We start from the raw sequence: 15,647 nt of genomic DNA on the forward strand, positions 1-15,647 counted from the left end.
TCTTATAGAATAGAGATGAAGTTCATGAGCGTATCGGAGATCAACACGGTCGACATGGCAGCCGTGCTGATGAACGCCTATGAATTAGGCGATATGATCAATCAGTCGGTTGAGGTGTCCGATTATTTATATTGGAAGCAGCAGGTTGGCAGCAATCCGGAAGTACAGGAGCTTGTCCGGCTTCTGGCGAAGAAGAAGGAGCTCTTCGAAGAGACCCAGCGTTTCGGCCACTTCCATCCGAATTACCACAGTGCCAAGGATGAGGTCAAGGCCATAGAGAAGCAGCTGGAGCAGTTCGAAGAAGTGAGACGGTTCAAGCTGGCCGAGCAGAATTTGGATGACATGCTGCACCAAATGTCCGAAATGATCGCTTATTCCGTATCGGATACGATCAAGGTGCCGGGCAACGATTCGCATCTGAAAGGATGCGGCGGCGGGGGCAAATGCTCCTGCGGCGGGTAAAATATAGAGAGCCAGTATAAGTGAGGTGGGAAAATCATGTTTGCAGAACGGACGGGGTATATCATTTGGGTTAGCGATGTCAAGGCAGCGCGGAATTTGGAGAAGTACGGGACCGTTCACTATATATCTCGCCGGATGCACTATGTCGTCATGTACGTGAATGCGGACCGGGCCGAGGAAGTAGCCAAAAATATCCGGCGCCTTTCCTATGTGCGTAAAATTGAACGCTCCTACCGCAACGAGATCAAGACGGAATATTCGAGCGACGGACCGGATAAAACCAGATTTTATGGCTTGTAGTAGGAGGTTCATCTGCCTGTCATAAGTTTCAATCCCACCTGGAAGGTTTCGTATTGTCAGGAAGCAGCCGGATTCGGCTGCTTCTTTTTTTTAATCGTTGCTTACGGATTGAGCCGCAAAGGCTTGTGAATCCAGCAAGGAAAATATCCGATTGGCGCAGATATGGCATGCCTAGATGCGCCGGTCCTCTTTTCCGTATATGAAAATATGCCGGAATACGTAGTTTGGAGCTTGTGAAGAACGTGGTAATGATGTAATATAATAGGCATAAATACATAGATACAAAGTCCTATGTAGTGGAGAGTGATAGTCCATGCGCGACAAAGGAATGGAAAGATGGAGCACCTATGAACCTTTTTTTGTGACCTTAGGGGATAAGCGGGTAGCCGACATCGTCATTACCCATCATGCGAAGACAAGGTACAACGACCGGATTCATAGTGATATCCATAGTATAGATGATATAGCCGCATGGATGTGGGAGTGCCTGAAGCAGGGCCGGATCGCTCCCTATTACCGGAATGAGAAGGACGTTTACCTGATTGACGAAGATCTTGTCGTCGTCGCGGAATTTGCGGAGATCGAAGGGGAAACCGACATCAGCGGAAATCCGCTGCACAAGATGATTATCGTGACGTTCCTGGGCAAGATGTCGGAGACGATCGAGCTGAGGGACCTGAAGTCATATTATTCCTGGCTGCGCCATTCGCGGAGAATGACGTTGATTAAAAATACTCGCAAGCGGAAATAACCGCTTTTTGTAAGCGTGAGCATGGATTCCCCCCACGGGAAGCCATGCTCCTTTTTGTTGATTCATGTGCCGGCTGCAGCAGACTTTACCCGCGGCTGAAACGTGAAACGGCGTTGGTGGTTCGCGGCCGAATCGGATACAATATAAGAACGACGAGGGGGAGAGCATGTCATGAATTTTCACCAGCTCCACATTTTTTATACCGTGGCGGAACGCGGGAGCTTCTCGGCGGCGGCGAGCGCCCTGCACATGACCCAGCCGGCCGTTACGATGCAGATTCAGTCCCTGGAGGAATATTTCGGGACGCGCCTGCTGATCCGCTCCACCAAGAAGATCGAGCTGACCGAAGCGGGGATCACCCTTTTGCCGTATGCGGCAAAGAGCATCGCTCTGGTCAAGGAAACGGACAATGCGATGGCATCGCATACCCATATGCTGCAGGACCGGCTTCAGCTCGGCTCCAGCCTCACGATCGGCGAATACTTCCTGCCCAGGCTGCTCGGTCCGTTCGGGCAGCAGTATCCGCACATCAGCATTATGATGAAAGTGATGAACACCACGCAGATCATCGAAGAGATTACGAAGCATCAGCTGAATTTCGGCCTGATCGAGGCGACGATCCACCATCCGGATATGGTCATCGATCCCGTCATGCAGGACGAGCTGAAGCTGATCGTGCCTATCGGCCATCCGCTGGCGGAGCGGGAATCGGTCGAGCTGGAGGAAGTGCTTGCCTATCCGTTCGTGCTGCGGGAAAAAGGGTCGGGCACGCGCCAGGTCATGGAAAGCGTGCTGATCCACAAGGGGATCGATCCACAAAGCCTGCAGACCTCGATGGAGCTCGGAAGCACGGGGGCGGTGAAATCCGCCGTCGAGGCCGGGTTCGGCATCACGATGCTGTCGCCGGCTTCGGTCAAGCATGAAACCGCACTGAACCTGGTTACCATCATTCCGATCCGGGACGCCGAGTTTAAGCGGCAGTTTTATGCCATTCATTTGAAATCCACCCTGCTTCCGCTGTCTGCCGTGACCTTTTTGAATTTTCTCAAACAGCAGCAGGAGCAGCAGGGGGAATAAGGCCCAACGGGCAGTTAATAAGAACACGCCGCAGAGCGAAAGACGCTGAATGAATAAAGGAGGAATGGATATGTCCACAGATCATAAATACGCCGACCTGCATACGCATACGACGGCTTCCGACGGTATGCAGCCACCGGCGGAGAACGTTCAGATCGCCCGCGAGAAGGGGCTCGCAGCCGTGGCCATTACCGACCATGACACCGTGGGAGGCGTTCCGGAGGCACTGGAAGCCGGGAAGCGTCTCGGCATCACGGTCGTTCCCGGCGTCGAAATCAGCACCCGTGCCGGCGGTAAAGATATTCACGTACTGGGTTATTACATCGACATAGCCCATGAACCGTTTTTGAACCATCTCGCCGAGCTGAGACAGACCCGGGAACGGCGCAACGATCAGATGATCGCGAAGCTGCAGCAGCTTGGAATTTCCATCACGCTCGAGGAGGTCATTGCCGGGCTGGGGCGTGAGCTGAAGCCGGATGAAAGTGTCGGACGGCCGCATATGGCCGATGTATTGGTCAAGAATGGCTATGCCTCCGACATGCGGGACGCCTTTAACCGCTATTTGGGAGAGGATGCGCCTGCCTACGTATCCGTTCCGCGGATTACACCCGCGGATGCCTGCGCCTGGATCCGGGAAGCCGGCGGGACGCCGGTGCTGGCCCATCCGGGGATTTACGGCGACGACACGCTGGTGGAACGGATTTTGCAGGAAGCGAAGCCTGCCGGAATCGAAGTCTACCATTCCGATCACGGCCCGGCCGATGAGGAACGGTACCTGAGGATGGCTGACCAGCATGGGCTGATCGTCACGGCGGGCTCCGATTTTCACGGGGAACGGCAGGGTGTCGTCTTCCATGGGGATATCGGCAGCCGGAGGATCCCGGTGACCGTATTGGACCAGCTTCAGCGGGAAACAAAATAATCATCGGTGCCCAGGCGGGTTTTCACCTTTTTTTGCAAAATTGCAAATTTGGGCTTGCGCCGGGCTTCCAGGCCGTACTATAATGTTGAACCAAGCAACAGGCTTAAACATTTCAAGGCGATGACCAAAGACATGATTTCGATCCAGGACTGCCCAGAGAGAGAAGTGAGTGGTGCAAGCTTCTCCTGACACCGGTTCAGAAATTACCCCTTTGCAGCCGTCCCATTGAACCCGCCTTTTTTACGCGCGGCAGTAGAAGGAACCGGTTAATCCCCGATATCGGATGCTTAATAAGGGCTTTGCAGATGTACGTGTTCGGATGAACCGTCGGATGCAGGTCGAATTAGGGTGGAACCACGAGCTGAACGCACTCGTCCCTTGGGATGAGATGCGTTTTTTTGCGTTCACCAAGTAGACTGAATTTGACGGAGGGAAGAACATGAACAAGGAAATACAAGTCAAACTGCCGGACGGCTCGGTAAGAGCATTCGAGCAAGGCGTCCGGTTGGAGAGCATCGCCGAATCGATCAGCAGCAGCCTTGTGAAAAATGCCGCAGCGGGCAAAATTGACGGGATTCTGGTGGATCTCAGTACGCCGGTCGAGCAGGACGGCAGCATTGAAATCGTGACGGTGGACAGTCCGGAAGGAATCGAGGTGTACCGGCACAGCACGGCGCATCTATTGGCACAGGCCGTGAAGCGTTTATTCGGAGCATCTTCCGTCAAGCTGGGAATCGGGCCGGTCATCGAGGACGGTTTTTATTACGATATGGATCTTCCAAGCCCGCTGACGAGTGATGATTTGTCCCGGATTGAACGGGAAATGAAGCGGATCGCGGAGGAGGATCTGCCGATACGGCGGAAGGCGGTCAGCCGGAAGGAAGCGCTGGACCTGTTCGCGCAGCTGCAGGAGCCGCTGAAGCTCGAGCTCATCCGGGACCTGCCCGAAGACGCCGAAATTTCAATTTACGAGCAGGGAGAGTTTGTAGACCTGTGCAGAGGTCCGCACCTTCCTTCCACGGGTAAAATCAAAGCGTTCAAGCTGCTGAGCGTGGCCGGAGCCTATTGGCGCGGAAACTCGGACAACAAGATGCTGCAGCGGATTTACGGCACCGCCTTCCCCAAGAAGTCGGAGCTTGACGAGCATCTTCACATGCTTGAGGAAGCGAAGAAGCGCGACCATCGCAAGCTGGGCAAGGAGCAGGGACTGTTCCTGTTCTCGGAGGAAGCGCCGGGCATGCCGTTTTACCTTCCTAAAGGCATGATCATCCGGAATGAGCTGGAGAAGCTGGAGCGTGAGCTGCACAACACAAGAGGATATGAGGAGGTTCGCACTCCGCTTATGATGAACAAGCGGATGTGGGAGGAATCCGGGCACTGGGATCACTACAAGGACAACATGTATTTTACTCAGGTGGACGAGACGGAATATGCGCTGAAGCCGATGAACTGCCCGGGGCATATGCTGATTTTCAAAAGCGGCCTTCGCTCCTACCGCGAGCTGCCGATCCGGCTGGCCGAGTTTGGACAGGTTCACCGCCACGAGTATTCGGGCGCGCTGAGCGGCATGATGCGTGTGCGGACGTTTTGCCAGGATGACGCTCACCTCTTTGTCAGACCTGACCAAATCGAGGAGGAAATCGCCGGCGTCATCGATCTGATCGACCACATGTACGCCATATTCGGCTTCTCATACCGGATTGAACTGTCGACGCGGCCGGAGGATTCCATGGGCTCGGATGAGCTGTGGGAGCAGGCCGAGCAGTCGCTGCGCAGCGTGCTGGAGCGGCGGGGGATCGAATACCGCCTGAACGAGGGGGACGGAGCTTTCTACGGCCCGAAAATCGATTTTCATATTCTCGATGCCCTGAAGCGCAGCTGGCAGTGCGGGACGATCCAGCTCGATTTTCAAATGCCGGAGAAGTTCGGTCTAAGCTATGTCGGCGAATACAACCAGAAGCATCGCCCGGTCGTCATTCACCGCGCCGTCTACGGCTCCATCGACCGTTTCATCGGTATTCTGACGGAGCATTACTCGGGAGCTTTTCCGCTGTGGCTGGCACCGGTCCAGGCCAAAGTCGTCCCGGTATCCGAACACGATCTGGACTATGCATATCAGGTTAAGCAGTCGCTTGCAAAAGCGGGCATCCGGGTTGAAGTCAGCGCCAAAAACGAGAAGCTGGGCTACAAAATCCGCGAAGCCGAGCTGGAAAAAGTGCCGTACGTGCTCGTCGTCGGCAAGAGCGAGCAGGAGGCGGGTGCAGCGGCGGTCCGCAAGCGGGGCGAAGGGGATCTGGGCAAGCAGCAGCTGCCGGACATCATCGAGCGCTTAAACCGGGAAATCCGGGATAAACATACAGGAAAATAAGTCAGGAAGGCATTAAAAAAAGGCTGTATCCCACCCGTTCTTAGGAACGGAGGAGGATACAGCCTTCTCTATTGAATATGGGCTGCGGCTTATGCCGGTTCATTGAGCACGTCTCAATTCTTTAATATGCTACATCCTTTTTATTTAATGACGCTCGGAAGCGACTTGATCACTTCCTCGTCTGGCGTGACGATCAGCGTCCGCTGGTGATCATATATGACAAAGCCCGGTTTGGCGCCGCTCGGCTTATGCACGTGGCGGATCAGGGTGCAGTCGACCGGCACGCTGCTGGATTCCTTGGCCTGGCTGAAGTAAGCGGCCAGTTGGGCGGCTTCCTCCAGAGTCTGGTCTCCGAACTGGCTGCTGCGGATAACGACGTGGGACCCGGGGATGTCCTTGGTATGCAGCCACGTATCGCTGCCGCTGGCCAGTTTGTTGGTCACATACTCGTTCTGCAGGTTATTTTTGCCAACATAAATTTCGATGCCCTCGGACGATGTGAATACATGCAGTGTAGGGCGGTCATTTTTCTTCTTTTTACGCGTTTTTTTGCTGCGGTCGCGGAGATATCCCTGCTGAACAAGCTCCTCACGGATTTCTTCGATATCGTTCATGGATGCATGGGCCAGCTGCTGGAGCAGGTCGTCCATGTAACGGATCTCTTCCTTCGTTATGGCAAGCTGCTCGTCGATGACGGCCAGACTGTTTTTATACTTATTATATTTCTTGAAATATCGCTGGGCGTTATCGGAAGGGCTGAGCAGCGGGTCCAGCGGAATCGTCACGTCCTTCTGGTCCTCGTCATAAAAGTTGGTCAGGACCGCTTCCTTGTCCCCCTTCGCAATCGAATGCAGGGAGGCAAACAGCAGCTCGCCGTAAATCCGGTACTGGTCTGCATCGGCGGCTTCCTCCAGATCGGCGTGCAGGTGGTCCAGCTTTTTAATATTTTTGGCGCGCTCATTGTGCAGGAAACGCAGCAGATCGCTCGTCTTTTGCTTGACGGTGTCGCGCTCGGCTTTTTCGCCGTAATAATCCTCCATGCATGTGCTGATGGATTCATAGCGCTTGACCTCTTCCTTTATCATCGTCAGCTCGACGGCGGAAAAAACCATTTTTCCCTTGGCGTTCGCACCCGACATCGGCTGGTATGCCTGCTGCCTGACGCTGTCCATCAGCCCGGTAAAGGCGGTCCATAAGGCGCTTCGGCGCGCTTCGTCAGCTTCGGGCCCTTCTTCCGGGTGGGCCTGCAGACCAGCGCGGTGCACGATCTCCTGCGCAACGAGCGGGCTTACGCCGCTGAACGTATCCACGATCCAAGATATCGGTTCAGCATCTGCCACTTCGGTATATTTTTGTCCGAACTGCTCTCCGGAAACCTCTAGCGGATTGAGCTTATGCTGCTGCGGAGGCTCCGTATAGGAAAAGCCCGGCATGACGACCCGGTAGCTGCTGATGCTTGGGGTGACATGGTGGATGCCGTCCAGGATCGTCCCGCTCGAAGGGTCCAACAAAATAATGTTGCTGTGCCGGCCCATCAATTCGATGATGAGCTGCTTCGAGGAAACGTCTCCCAGCTCATCCCGCTGTCTGACCGTAATATGAATGATCCGCTCCATTCCAACCTGCCGGATGTCTTCAATAATGCCTCCTTCGCAGTGCTTGCGCAGCAGCATGCAGAACATAGGCGCCTCCTGCGGATTCAGAAAGCTGCGCTCGGTGAAGTGCACCCGCGGATACGTCGGATTGGCCGACAGCAGCAGCTTGGCGTTGCCCGCCCGGGTCCGGAGATGAAAGAGCAGGTCGTGATCATTGGGCTGGTATATTTTACTGATCCGGGCGCCCTGAAGGCTTTGCAGCTCATGGACAAGGGCCCGCGTTACAATTCCGTCTAATGCCATAGTGTATCTCCCATCTTTACGCTGTACTTGGTTACGATTGCCTCCATACTATGATGCCATAGTTTGGCCAAAAACTTAAGAGGCCCGGCTTGTGATATTTTAGGCCCTGTCCGAATACATTTACGATAGGCAGGTGGAAAAGCTGTTGAATACCCGCAGCGCACAAAGACCGGGAGGGAAAGGGAAGCTATGGAACAAAAAAAATGGCATCAGTTGGACGCGGAAGAACTGCAGCATGTCCTCGGCGTTCACCCGCATCAGGGCCTTTCGGAAGAAGAGGCGGAGGAAAGACGGAAGAAAAACGGGTGGAACGAGCTTTCGGAAGGAAAGCGTATTTCTCCTTTGGCCTTATTTTTGAACCAATTTAAAGATTTCATGGTGCTGGTGCTGATGGGGGCAACGCTGGTTTCGGGCCTCCTTGGCGAATACCTGGACGCGATCACCATTATCGCCATCATTCTGCTGAACGGGGTCCTCGGCTTCATCCAGGAGTTCAAGGCGGAACGCTCCCTGAACGCGCTGAAGCAGCTGTCCGCTCCGGGAGCGAAGGTGCTTCGGGGGGGCAAGGTGGTTCAGGTGCCCGCCAAAATGCTCGTCCCCGGGGACATCGTTCTGCTGGAAAGCGGCGACCGTGTGCCCGCAGATGTCCGCTGGCTGGAAACGAGCAGCTGTTACATTGAAGAATCCGCGCTGACCGGGGAATCGGTTCCGGTAGGCAAGCATTCCCAGGCTATTCAAGAAGCGGACGTGCCCCTGGGCGATCAGAAGAACACCGGTTTCATGGGAACCATGATGACGCGGGGGACTGCCAAAGGCGTTGTCGTCCGCACCGGAATGGATACGGAAATGGGGAAAATCGCCGATCTGATCCAAAATACGGATGCGCAGGAAACGCCGCTTCAGCACCGCCTGGAGCAGCTTGGTAAAATGCTCATCATCCTGTCGCTGGGGCTCACAGTCATGGTCGTCGTCGCCGGGATTCTGCATGGACAGCCTGCCGTCGGCATGTTCCTGGCCGGAGTCAGCCTAGCCGTGGCGGCGATCCCCGAAGGCCTGCCCGCCATCGTGACCGTCGCGCTGGCGCTCGGCGTGCAGCGGATGATCAAGCGGAAGGCGATCGTGCGCAAGCTGCCGTCGGTCGAAACGCTGGGCTGCGCGTCGGTCATCTGCTCCGATAAAACCGGAACGCTGACGCAGAACAAAATGACCGTTACGCGCGTATGGGTCGGAGGAAGAAGCCTGGAGGTCACCGGCGACGGTTATGCGCCGACCGGACAAATCCTCGAAGAGAAGAAGCCGGTCGACTTGAAGAACGATCAGGGGCTGCGCAGGCTGCTTCAGATCAGCGCGCTGTGCAACAACGCGGAAATTTACGAGACGTCTGCTCCGGAGTCGCGCGGCAAGCGCAAAGGCAAGGAGGAGCCCCAGGGACCGGTATGGGAGCTGAAGGGAGACCCGACCGAAGGGGCGCTCATCACCCTCGCTTCCAAAATGGGGATGACGACGCAGTCCTTGTCGGCACTGTATCAGCGGGATAAGGAATTCCCGTTCGATTCCGAGCGGAAGCTGATGTCGGTCGTGGTGAGCCACCAGGGCGGCAAAATTTTATGCACCAAAGGTGCGCCCGACGTGCTGTTGAACCAGTGCACTTATATATTATGGGAAGGCAACGTCGTTCCGTTTACCGGCACGCTCCGTCAGAAAGTGCTTGCCGCCAACGAAGAGATGGCCTCCTCTGCGCTTCGCGTGCTGGGGACGGCATACCGCGACCTGCGTCCGCATGATTCGCTGGACAGCGAAGCGGACGCCGAGAGCCAGCTCGTCTTCGTCGGCCTGGCCGGCATGATCGATCCGCCGCGCCGCGAAGTACGCGATGCGATCAGCACCTGCCGCCGGGCAGGCATCAAGACGGTGATGATCACCGGCGACCACGGCACGACTGCTGAGGCGATCGCCCAGCAGCTTGGCATTATGCCGCGCGGAGGCGTAGCCATGTCCGGCCAGGAGCTGTCGCAGATCGACGATCAGGAGCTCGATGCGAAGGTCGACAACGTGTACGTGTACTCGCGCGTGTCGCCTGAGCATAAGCTCCGCATCGTCAAATCGCTGCAGCGCAAAGGCCATGTCGTTGCCATGACCGGCGACGGCGTCAACGATGCGCCGGCCATCAAGGCGGCCGACATCGGCATTGCCATGGGCATCACCGGTACAGACGTCACCAAGGAAGCATCGGCGCTCATCCTCAGCGACGACAACTTCTCGACGATCGTGGCGGCGATCGAGGAAGGCCGGAGCATCTATGAGAATATCCGCAAATTCATCCGGTATTTACTTGCATCGAACGTCGGCGAAATATTGACGATGTTCTTTGCGATGATGCTCGCCCTGCCGCTGCCGCTGCTGCCGATCCAGATTTTATGGGTGAACCTCGTGACCGACGGCCTCCCGGCGATGGCCCTGGGCGTGGATCAGCCGGAGAAGGATCTAATGGAACACAAGCCGCGCGGGGCCAAGGAAAATATATTCGCCCGCCGGCTGGGATGGAAGATCATCAGCCGCGGCTTCCTGATCGGTCTGTGCACGCTCGGCGCGTTCTGGCTCACCCTCCGCGTGGACCCGCACAACGCCGCCCAGATCACCAAAGCCCAATCGGTAGCTTTCGCGACCCTCGTCATGGCCCAGCTCATCCACGTGTTCGACTGCCGGAGCTCCAGATCGATCTTCCACCGCAACCCGCTGCAGAACAAGTACCTGGTGCTGGCGGTGCTGTCCTCGGTTCTGCTGATGCTCGGCGTCATGTACATCGAGCCGCTGCAGCCGATCTTCAAAACCGTGCCGCTCGGCTTCCGCGAATGGTGCATTACGATCGTCGGCGCCGGCGTGCCGACCTTCCTGATGGGCATCGGCAGCGTATGGGGCGGAAGACGCAACAAGCGGCGGGGAAGCGGCCGCCTCGTGGCGAAAAGTACAAACATTTCTGCATAAAGTCAATAGCACGGCCCGGCCGTTTGCGGTATGCTAGTGGACAGTAAAAGCTAGCATATCAAAGGAGTGGCACCATCCATGGAATTCACAAAAATGCACGGACTCGGGAACGATTTTATCGTGATTTACGGCGAGACGGCTCTGCCGGACAACGCGGCAGAGCTCGCCTTGAAATGGTGCGACCGCTATTTCGGTATCGGAGCGGACGGACTGGTATATATTTTGCCGTCGGAGAAGGCGGATTTCCGCATGCGGATCATCAACTCGGACGGCTCGGAAGCGGAGCAGTGTGGCAACGCGATCCGCTGCGTTGCAAAATACGTGTTTGATCACGGCTATGTCAGCGGGGAAAATATTACGATTGAAACGCTTGGAGCCGGCGTGCAGCCGGTGACGATCCATGTGGACAACGGACTGGCCGCCACCGTCACGGTGGATATGGGCGAGCCCGTGCTCGACGGATTGAGCGTACCGACAACGATTGACGCGAACCCGGTCGTGGATGCGCCGATCGAGGCCGATGGCCGGCAGTTCCGGTTTACGGCCGTTTCGATGGGCAATCCGCACTGCGTTATTTACGTGGACGATGCGGTGAACTTCGACCTCGCCACGTGGGGACCGAAGCTGGAAGTGCATCCGGTATTCCCGAAAAAGGTGAACGTCGAATTCGCGACCGTGAAGGACCGCGGTACCGTAGATATGCGCGTCTGGGAGCGCGGCGCCGGTCCGACGCTGGCCTGCGGTACCGGGGCCTGCGCAACCCTCGTATCCTCCGTCCTGAACGGTTTAACCGACCGGTCGGCATCGATCCGGCTGAAGGGCGGAGACCTGTTCATCGATTGGAGCGAGAAAGACAACCACGTGTATATGACAGGCCCGGCGGCAGTCGTGTATACGGGAAGCGTCCAGGACGTATAAACGCCCGGATTTGAAAGACCTGCATTAACATTTCAATAGCCCGGGGAGCGTATCGGCGGATACGATCCGCCGGGCTTTCCTGCTTCCGGGGGTACAGGCAGCCCGAATCAGACTCTAGTAATATAACTGGAGGATTCTATGACTTATCTTGTGCGCCGATTTATGATACATTAATGTGAAACTACTTTTTCGGGGTGGAGGAGCCAACATGAAACCGGATTTGCGTCAAGCGTGGGATCAACAGGTGCTGATCGGCGACGGAGCGATGGGCACTTTTCTATATCAAATGGGCTTTCCTGTAGGGATTTCCTATGAAGAATTGAACCTGACCTCACCGGAGGTCATCAAAGATGTTCACCGGCGTTATGTGGAAGCCGGGGCTCAAATTATTGAGACCAATACGTTTTCAGCCAACTTCGACAAACTGTCCAAATATGGTCTGGAGTCGAAGGTGGAGGATATCAACCGGGCGGGTGTCCGGATTGCACGGGAAGTAGCGGGATCCGCCGGCTATGTGGTCGGAGCTATCGGTTCGATCCGCGGCGGCAAACGGACCAATGTCTCGACGACCGAGCTTAAGAAATATTTCGAGCAGCAGATCCAGGCCCTTCTTCAAGAAGGAGTGGACGGCATCCTGCTTGAAACCTTCTATGATGTGGAAGAGCTGTATCTGGCCTTGTCCATCGTGCGCAAGCTCAGTCCGCTGCCGGTCATCTGCCAGTTCGCGGTTGAGGATGTGGCTCGGACCTTGGACGGCTATACGATGCCGGAAGCGTTCCGGATGATGCAGCAGCAGGGCGCAGACGTGATCGGCTTTAACTGCCGTACGGGCCCTAACGGCATCATGAGCGCGATGAAGACTCTCGGCGGCCACTTGTCCGTGCCGATGTCGGTATATCCGAATGCCGGTGTCGCCGATTATGTGGATGGGGAATATCAGTACGGGGCCAAGCCGGATTACTTCGGCCAGATGGCAGTGAAATTCGCCGATCTCGGCGCCCGGATCATCGGCGGCTGCTGCGGGACGACTCCGGCGCATATCGCGGCCATTTCGTCCGCGCTTCAGGGCTACGAGCCGCAGCCGATTACGTACGGGCCGATTGACATCGTGCCCGCCCCGATCGAAATCCATGAACATCTTGCGCCAGACGGCAATGGTGAAGGCGAAGGCGCCAAAACGAACCTGGTTGACCTCGTCAAAGAGCGTCACACCGTCATCGTGGAGCTGGACCCTCCGCGCGATTTGGATATCGCCAAATTTATGAAGGGAGCGCAGGTGCTGAAGGATGCCGGTGCGGACGCGCTGACGCTCGCCGACAACTCGCTTGCGGTTACGCGGATGAGCAACATGGCCCTCGGTCATCTGGTGCAGGCGCAGACCGGCTTGCGCCCGCTGGTGCACATCGCCTGCCGGGACCGCAACCTGATCGGAACGCAGTCGCATCTGATGGGCTTTGACGCCCTAGGCATTGATCATGTGCTGGCTGTCACGGGCGATCCTGCACGTTTTGGCGATTTGCCGGGATCGAGTTCCGTATACGATTTGACTTCTTTTGAAATTATACGAATGATCAAGCAGTTAAATGAGGGAATCGCCTTCTCCGGCAAGCCGCTCAAGCAAAAGGCGAACTTCGTCGTCGGCGCGGCGTTTAACCCTCACGGGAAGCATCTCGACAAAGCCGTGCTGCGTTTGGAACGCAAAATCGCTGCCGGGGCCGATTATATCATGACCCAGCCGGTGTACGATCCGGAGCTGATCCGTGCGCTGAAGGAAGCAACGAGCCACCTCGACATTCCGATCTTCCTCGGCATCATGCCGCTGGCGAGCGGACGTAACGCGGAATACCTGCACAACGAGGTGCCGGGAATCCAGCTCTCGGACGATGTGCGCCGCCGGATGAGCGGACTGGAAGGCGAAGAAGGAAGAGCCATGGGGGTTGCCATTGCGAAAGAGCTGCTCGACGTGGCGATGGAGCATTTTAACGGAATTTACTTAATGACGCCGTTTATGCTGTATGACATGAGCGCCCAGCTCATCAGCCATGTGTGGGAGAAATCCGGACGCCGGCAGCCCCCCTTGTTTCACAGATAGTTATCAATTACAATAGTGTAATGGATGTGGTGCCGATGTCTTTCAGCATGACCGGTTACGGTCAATCCGCCCTTCATTTCGGAGGGTATAAAGTGGAAATTGAAGTGAAATCCGTGAACCACCGATACTGCGAAGTGGTCATACGCCTGCCGCGTGAATGGACACGCTTTGAGGACCCTTTGAGAAGAACGGTACAGCGGTTTGTCAAGCGCGGCCGGATCGATGTCTTTATTAACAAGGAGGCGGAAGAGAATAACGCTCCGCCTGTTTTGTTAAATCATAAAGCCGTCCATACTTATATGGAGGCGGCGCGTGAGGTTTCCGAGAAGTATGGCCTGAGCGGCGAGTTGACAGTAAGAGACCTGCTGTCCCTGCCGGGCGTGTTTCTGACTCCCGAGGAAGTCGGGACGGTCCAGGATCCGGAGCCTGAAGAGTGGGGACGCGTGCTTGAAGAGGGTCTTGTCAAGGCCATGGAAGGACTCGTCGCAATGAGGACTTCCGAAGGCGGCTTCCTTGCACGTGATGTGGAGCAGCGCCTGAACCGGCTGGAGAAGCTCCACGGAGAAATGGTACAGCTCGCACCCAGCGTAGTCGAAGAATACCGCAGTAAGCTCAAACAAAGGCTGGCTGAACTGAATGACGGTTCGTTTGCCTTTGATGAACATAAATTTGGCATGGAGATTGCTATTTTTGCAGACCGCTGCAATATCGATGAGGAATTGATACGTCTGCACAGCCATTTTGAGCAATGCAAAGGATTACTTCGTGCGGATGAACCGGTCGGAAGAAAACTCGATTTTCTGATTCAGGAAATGAACAGGGAAGTCAATACGATTGGATCCAAGGCCAATCATCTGACTCTGGTAAACCGTGTTGTCGAAATGAAAGCGGAGCTGGAAAAAATTAGAGAGCAACTGGCCAATATTGAGTAAGGCGATTTCGACAGAAAACAGGAGAGAGTCAAATGAATAGGGGGAAGAACCTGAATATGGCAATCAAACTCATTAACATCGGCTTCGGGAATATTGTATCGGCTAACCGAATCATTTCGATTGTAAGCCCCGAGTCAGCGCCTATTAAGCGGATTATTCAGGAAGCAAGAGATCGTCACATGCTGATCGATGCGACCTATGGGCGCAGGACGCGCGCTGTAATCATTACGGACAGCGACCATGTCATCCTGTCGGCGGTGCAGCCGGAGACGGTAGCTCATCGCCTGTCCAGCAAAGATGACGATAATGACGAATAACAAGATGGGGAGTAATATGTCAAAAGGAATATTATTTGTATTGTCAGGACCTTCGGGGGTCGGTAAAGGGACCGTGTGCAGCGCGCTGCGCGGGAAGCTGCCGGATTTAGTCTATTCGGTATCGGCGACGACACGGAGTCCGCGCCAGGGGGAAGTGAACGGGGTCAATTATTTTTTTAAAACCCGTGAGCAGTTTCTGGATATGATGCAGAACGACCAGCTTCTGGAGTACGCGGAATACGTGGGGAACTATTACGGGACGCCGCGCGATTTCGTGGAGAAGACGCTGGAGAGCGGTAACGATATTATTTTGGAGATTGAGGTGCAGGGTGCCCTGCAGGTCAAACAGAAGTTTCCCGAGGGAGTATTCATTTTCCTCCTGCCGCCTTCCTTGGACGAACTGAAGGACCGGATTATCGGGCGCGGTACGGAGAACCAGGCTACGATCGATCACCGCATGACGGTGGCGGTTGACGAAATCAATTTGATGCAGCATTATGACTATGCGGTGGTCAACGATCAGATTGATTGCGCCTGCAAACGAATAGAATCGATTATTATCGCCGAACATTGTAAAATCAGGAAATAAACGAAGACAGCAGCCATTTGAGAATAATAAAAG

13 protein-coding genes are annotated in these 15,647 nt (G+C 55.5%); 12 read left to right on the forward strand and 1 reads right to left on the reverse strand.

The genetic code is table 11. From position 1 onward, the window contains the following. Window positions 1-24: 24 nt before the first annotated feature. The 6 genes from FHS19_RS10325 to thrS all read left to right on the forward strand — a co-directional run bounded on the left by FHS19_RS10325 (window position 25) and on the right by thrS (window position 5,883). Window positions 25-462 (forward strand): YlbF/YmcA family competence regulator, encoded by a 438-nt coding sequence (locus FHS19_RS10325; RefSeq protein ID WP_183581793.1) that lies wholly within the window; start codon window positions 25-27, stop codon window positions 460-462. Between the two features lie 36 nt (window positions 463-498). Next, entirely contained in the window at window positions 499-762 is a 264-nt protein-coding gene (locus FHS19_RS10330) for a YlbG family protein (protein WP_183581794.1), read from the forward strand. Window positions 763-1,075: 313 nt separating this feature from the next. Further along, on the forward strand, window positions 1,076-1,513 hold the full coding sequence (locus FHS19_RS10335; RefSeq protein ID WP_076169925.1) for a hypothetical protein: 438 nt from the start codon (window positions 1,076-1,078) through the stop codon (window positions 1,511-1,513). Window positions 1,514-1,684: 171 nt separating this feature from the next. Continuing rightward, complete coding sequence (locus FHS19_RS10340; RefSeq protein WP_183581795.1) at window positions 1,685-2,590, forward strand: selenium metabolism-associated LysR family transcriptional regulator; 906 nt, start codon at window positions 1,685-1,687, stop codon at window positions 2,588-2,590. A gap of 64 nt (window positions 2,591-2,654) precedes the next feature. Further along, window positions 2,655-3,515 (forward strand): PHP domain-containing protein, encoded by an 861-nt coding sequence (locus FHS19_RS10345; RefSeq protein WP_183581796.1) that lies wholly within the window; start codon window positions 2,655-2,657, stop codon window positions 3,513-3,515. 439 nt (window positions 3,516-3,954) lie between these two features. Continuing rightward, the gene (gene thrS / locus FHS19_RS10350; RefSeq protein WP_183581797.1) at window positions 3,955-5,883 is read left to right on the forward strand and encodes a threonine--tRNA ligase; all 1,929 of its coding nucleotides are present in this window, start codon (window positions 3,955-3,957) and stop codon (window positions 5,881-5,883) included. Window positions 5,884-6,023: 140 nt separating this feature from the next. Here the strand turns inward: thrS and FHS19_RS10355 are convergent, their stop codons facing one another. Then, on the reverse strand, window positions 6,024-7,781 hold the full coding sequence (locus tag FHS19_RS10355; protein ID WP_183581798.1) for an Rqc2 family fibronectin-binding protein: 1,758 nt from the start codon (window positions 7,779-7,781) through the stop codon (window positions 6,024-6,026). A 189-nt stretch (window positions 7,782-7,970) separates the two neighbouring features. Between FHS19_RS10355 and FHS19_RS10360 the strand changes: the two genes are divergently transcribed. The 6 genes from FHS19_RS10360 (at window position 7,971) to gmk (ending at window position 15,614) form a co-directional block, all read left to right on the forward strand. Beyond that, window positions 7,971-10,766, forward strand: coding sequence for a calcium-translocating P-type ATPase, SERCA-type (locus tag FHS19_RS10360; protein WP_183581799.1), 2,796 nt, complete (start codon window positions 7,971-7,973; stop codon window positions 10,764-10,766). Between the two features lie 78 nt (window positions 10,767-10,844). Next, a complete protein-coding gene (gene dapF / locus FHS19_RS10365) occupies window positions 10,845-11,684 on the forward strand; it encodes a diaminopimelate epimerase (protein WP_183581800.1) in 840 nt (279 codons plus the stop codon). A 208-nt stretch (window positions 11,685-11,892) separates the two neighbouring features. Further along, window positions 11,893-13,776 (forward strand): bifunctional homocysteine S-methyltransferase/methylenetetrahydrofolate reductase, encoded by a 1,884-nt coding sequence (locus FHS19_RS10370; RefSeq protein WP_183581801.1) that lies wholly within the window; start codon window positions 11,893-11,895, stop codon window positions 13,774-13,776. Between the two features lie 35 nt (window positions 13,777-13,811). Further along, window positions 13,812-14,708: a YicC/YloC family endoribonuclease gene (locus FHS19_RS10375; RefSeq protein ID WP_183581802.1), complete on the forward strand. Its 897-nt coding sequence runs from the start codon at window positions 13,812-13,814 to the stop codon at window positions 14,706-14,708. A 56-nt stretch (window positions 14,709-14,764) separates the two neighbouring features. Then, entirely contained in the window at window positions 14,765-15,025 is a 261-nt protein-coding gene (gene remA, locus FHS19_RS10380; RefSeq protein ID WP_006209218.1) for an extracellular matrix/biofilm regulator RemA, read from the forward strand. 16 nt (window positions 15,026-15,041) lie between these two features. After that, window positions 15,042-15,614: a guanylate kinase gene (gene gmk / locus FHS19_RS10385; RefSeq protein ID WP_183581803.1), complete on the forward strand. Its 573-nt coding sequence runs from the start codon at window positions 15,042-15,044 to the stop codon at window positions 15,612-15,614. The last annotated feature ends 33 nt before the right edge of the window (window positions 15,615-15,647 follow it).

The sequence above is a fragment of the Paenibacillus rhizosphaerae genome, from assembly GCF_014192015.1.
Classification (GTDB): Bacteria; Bacillota; Bacilli; order Paenibacillales; family Paenibacillaceae; genus Paenibacillus_AQ; species Paenibacillus_AQ rhizosphaerae.

Excerpts from the sequence above, each read along its gene's own strand:
- FHS19_RS10345 (WP_183581796.1), top strand. The coding sequence starts at position 2,655 with ATGGATATGTCCACAGATCATAAATACGCCGACCTGCATACGCATACG.
- FHS19_RS10360 (WP_183581799.1), top strand. The coding sequence starts at position 7,971 with ATGGAACAAAAAAAATGGCATCAGTTGGACGCGGAAGAACTGCAGCAT.
- FHS19_RS10335 (WP_076169925.1), top strand. The coding sequence starts at position 1,076 with ATGCGCGACAAAGGAATGGAAAGATGGAGCACCTATGAACCTTTTTTT.
- FHS19_RS10330 (WP_183581794.1), top strand. The coding sequence starts at position 499 with ATGTTTGCAGAACGGACGGGGTATATCATTTGGGTTAGCGATGTCAAG.
- gmk (WP_183581803.1), top strand. The coding sequence starts at position 15,042 with ATGTCAAAAGGAATATTATTTGTATTGTCAGGACCTTCGGGGGTCGGT.
- remA (WP_006209218.1), top strand. The coding sequence starts at position 14,765 with ATGGCAATCAAACTCATTAACATCGGCTTCGGGAATATTGTATCGGCT.
- FHS19_RS10325 (WP_183581793.1), top strand. The coding sequence starts at position 25 with ATGAGCGTATCGGAGATCAACACGGTCGACATGGCAGCCGTGCTGATG.
- dapF (WP_183581800.1), top strand. The coding sequence starts at position 10,845 with ATGGAATTCACAAAAATGCACGGACTCGGGAACGATTTTATCGTGATT.
- FHS19_RS10340 (WP_183581795.1), top strand. The coding sequence starts at position 1,685 with ATGAATTTTCACCAGCTCCACATTTTTTATACCGTGGCGGAACGCGGG.
- FHS19_RS10355 (WP_183581798.1), bottom strand. The coding sequence starts at position 7,781 with ATGGCATTAGACGGAATTGTAACGCGGGCCCTTGTCCATGAGCTGCAA.
- thrS (WP_183581797.1), top strand. The coding sequence starts at position 3,955 with ATGAACAAGGAAATACAAGTCAAACTGCCGGACGGCTCGGTAAGAGCA.
- FHS19_RS10375 (WP_183581802.1), top strand. The coding sequence starts at position 13,812 with ATGTCTTTCAGCATGACCGGTTACGGTCAATCCGCCCTTCATTTCGGA.
- FHS19_RS10370 (WP_183581801.1), top strand. The coding sequence starts at position 11,893 with ATGAAACCGGATTTGCGTCAAGCGTGGGATCAACAGGTGCTGATCGGC.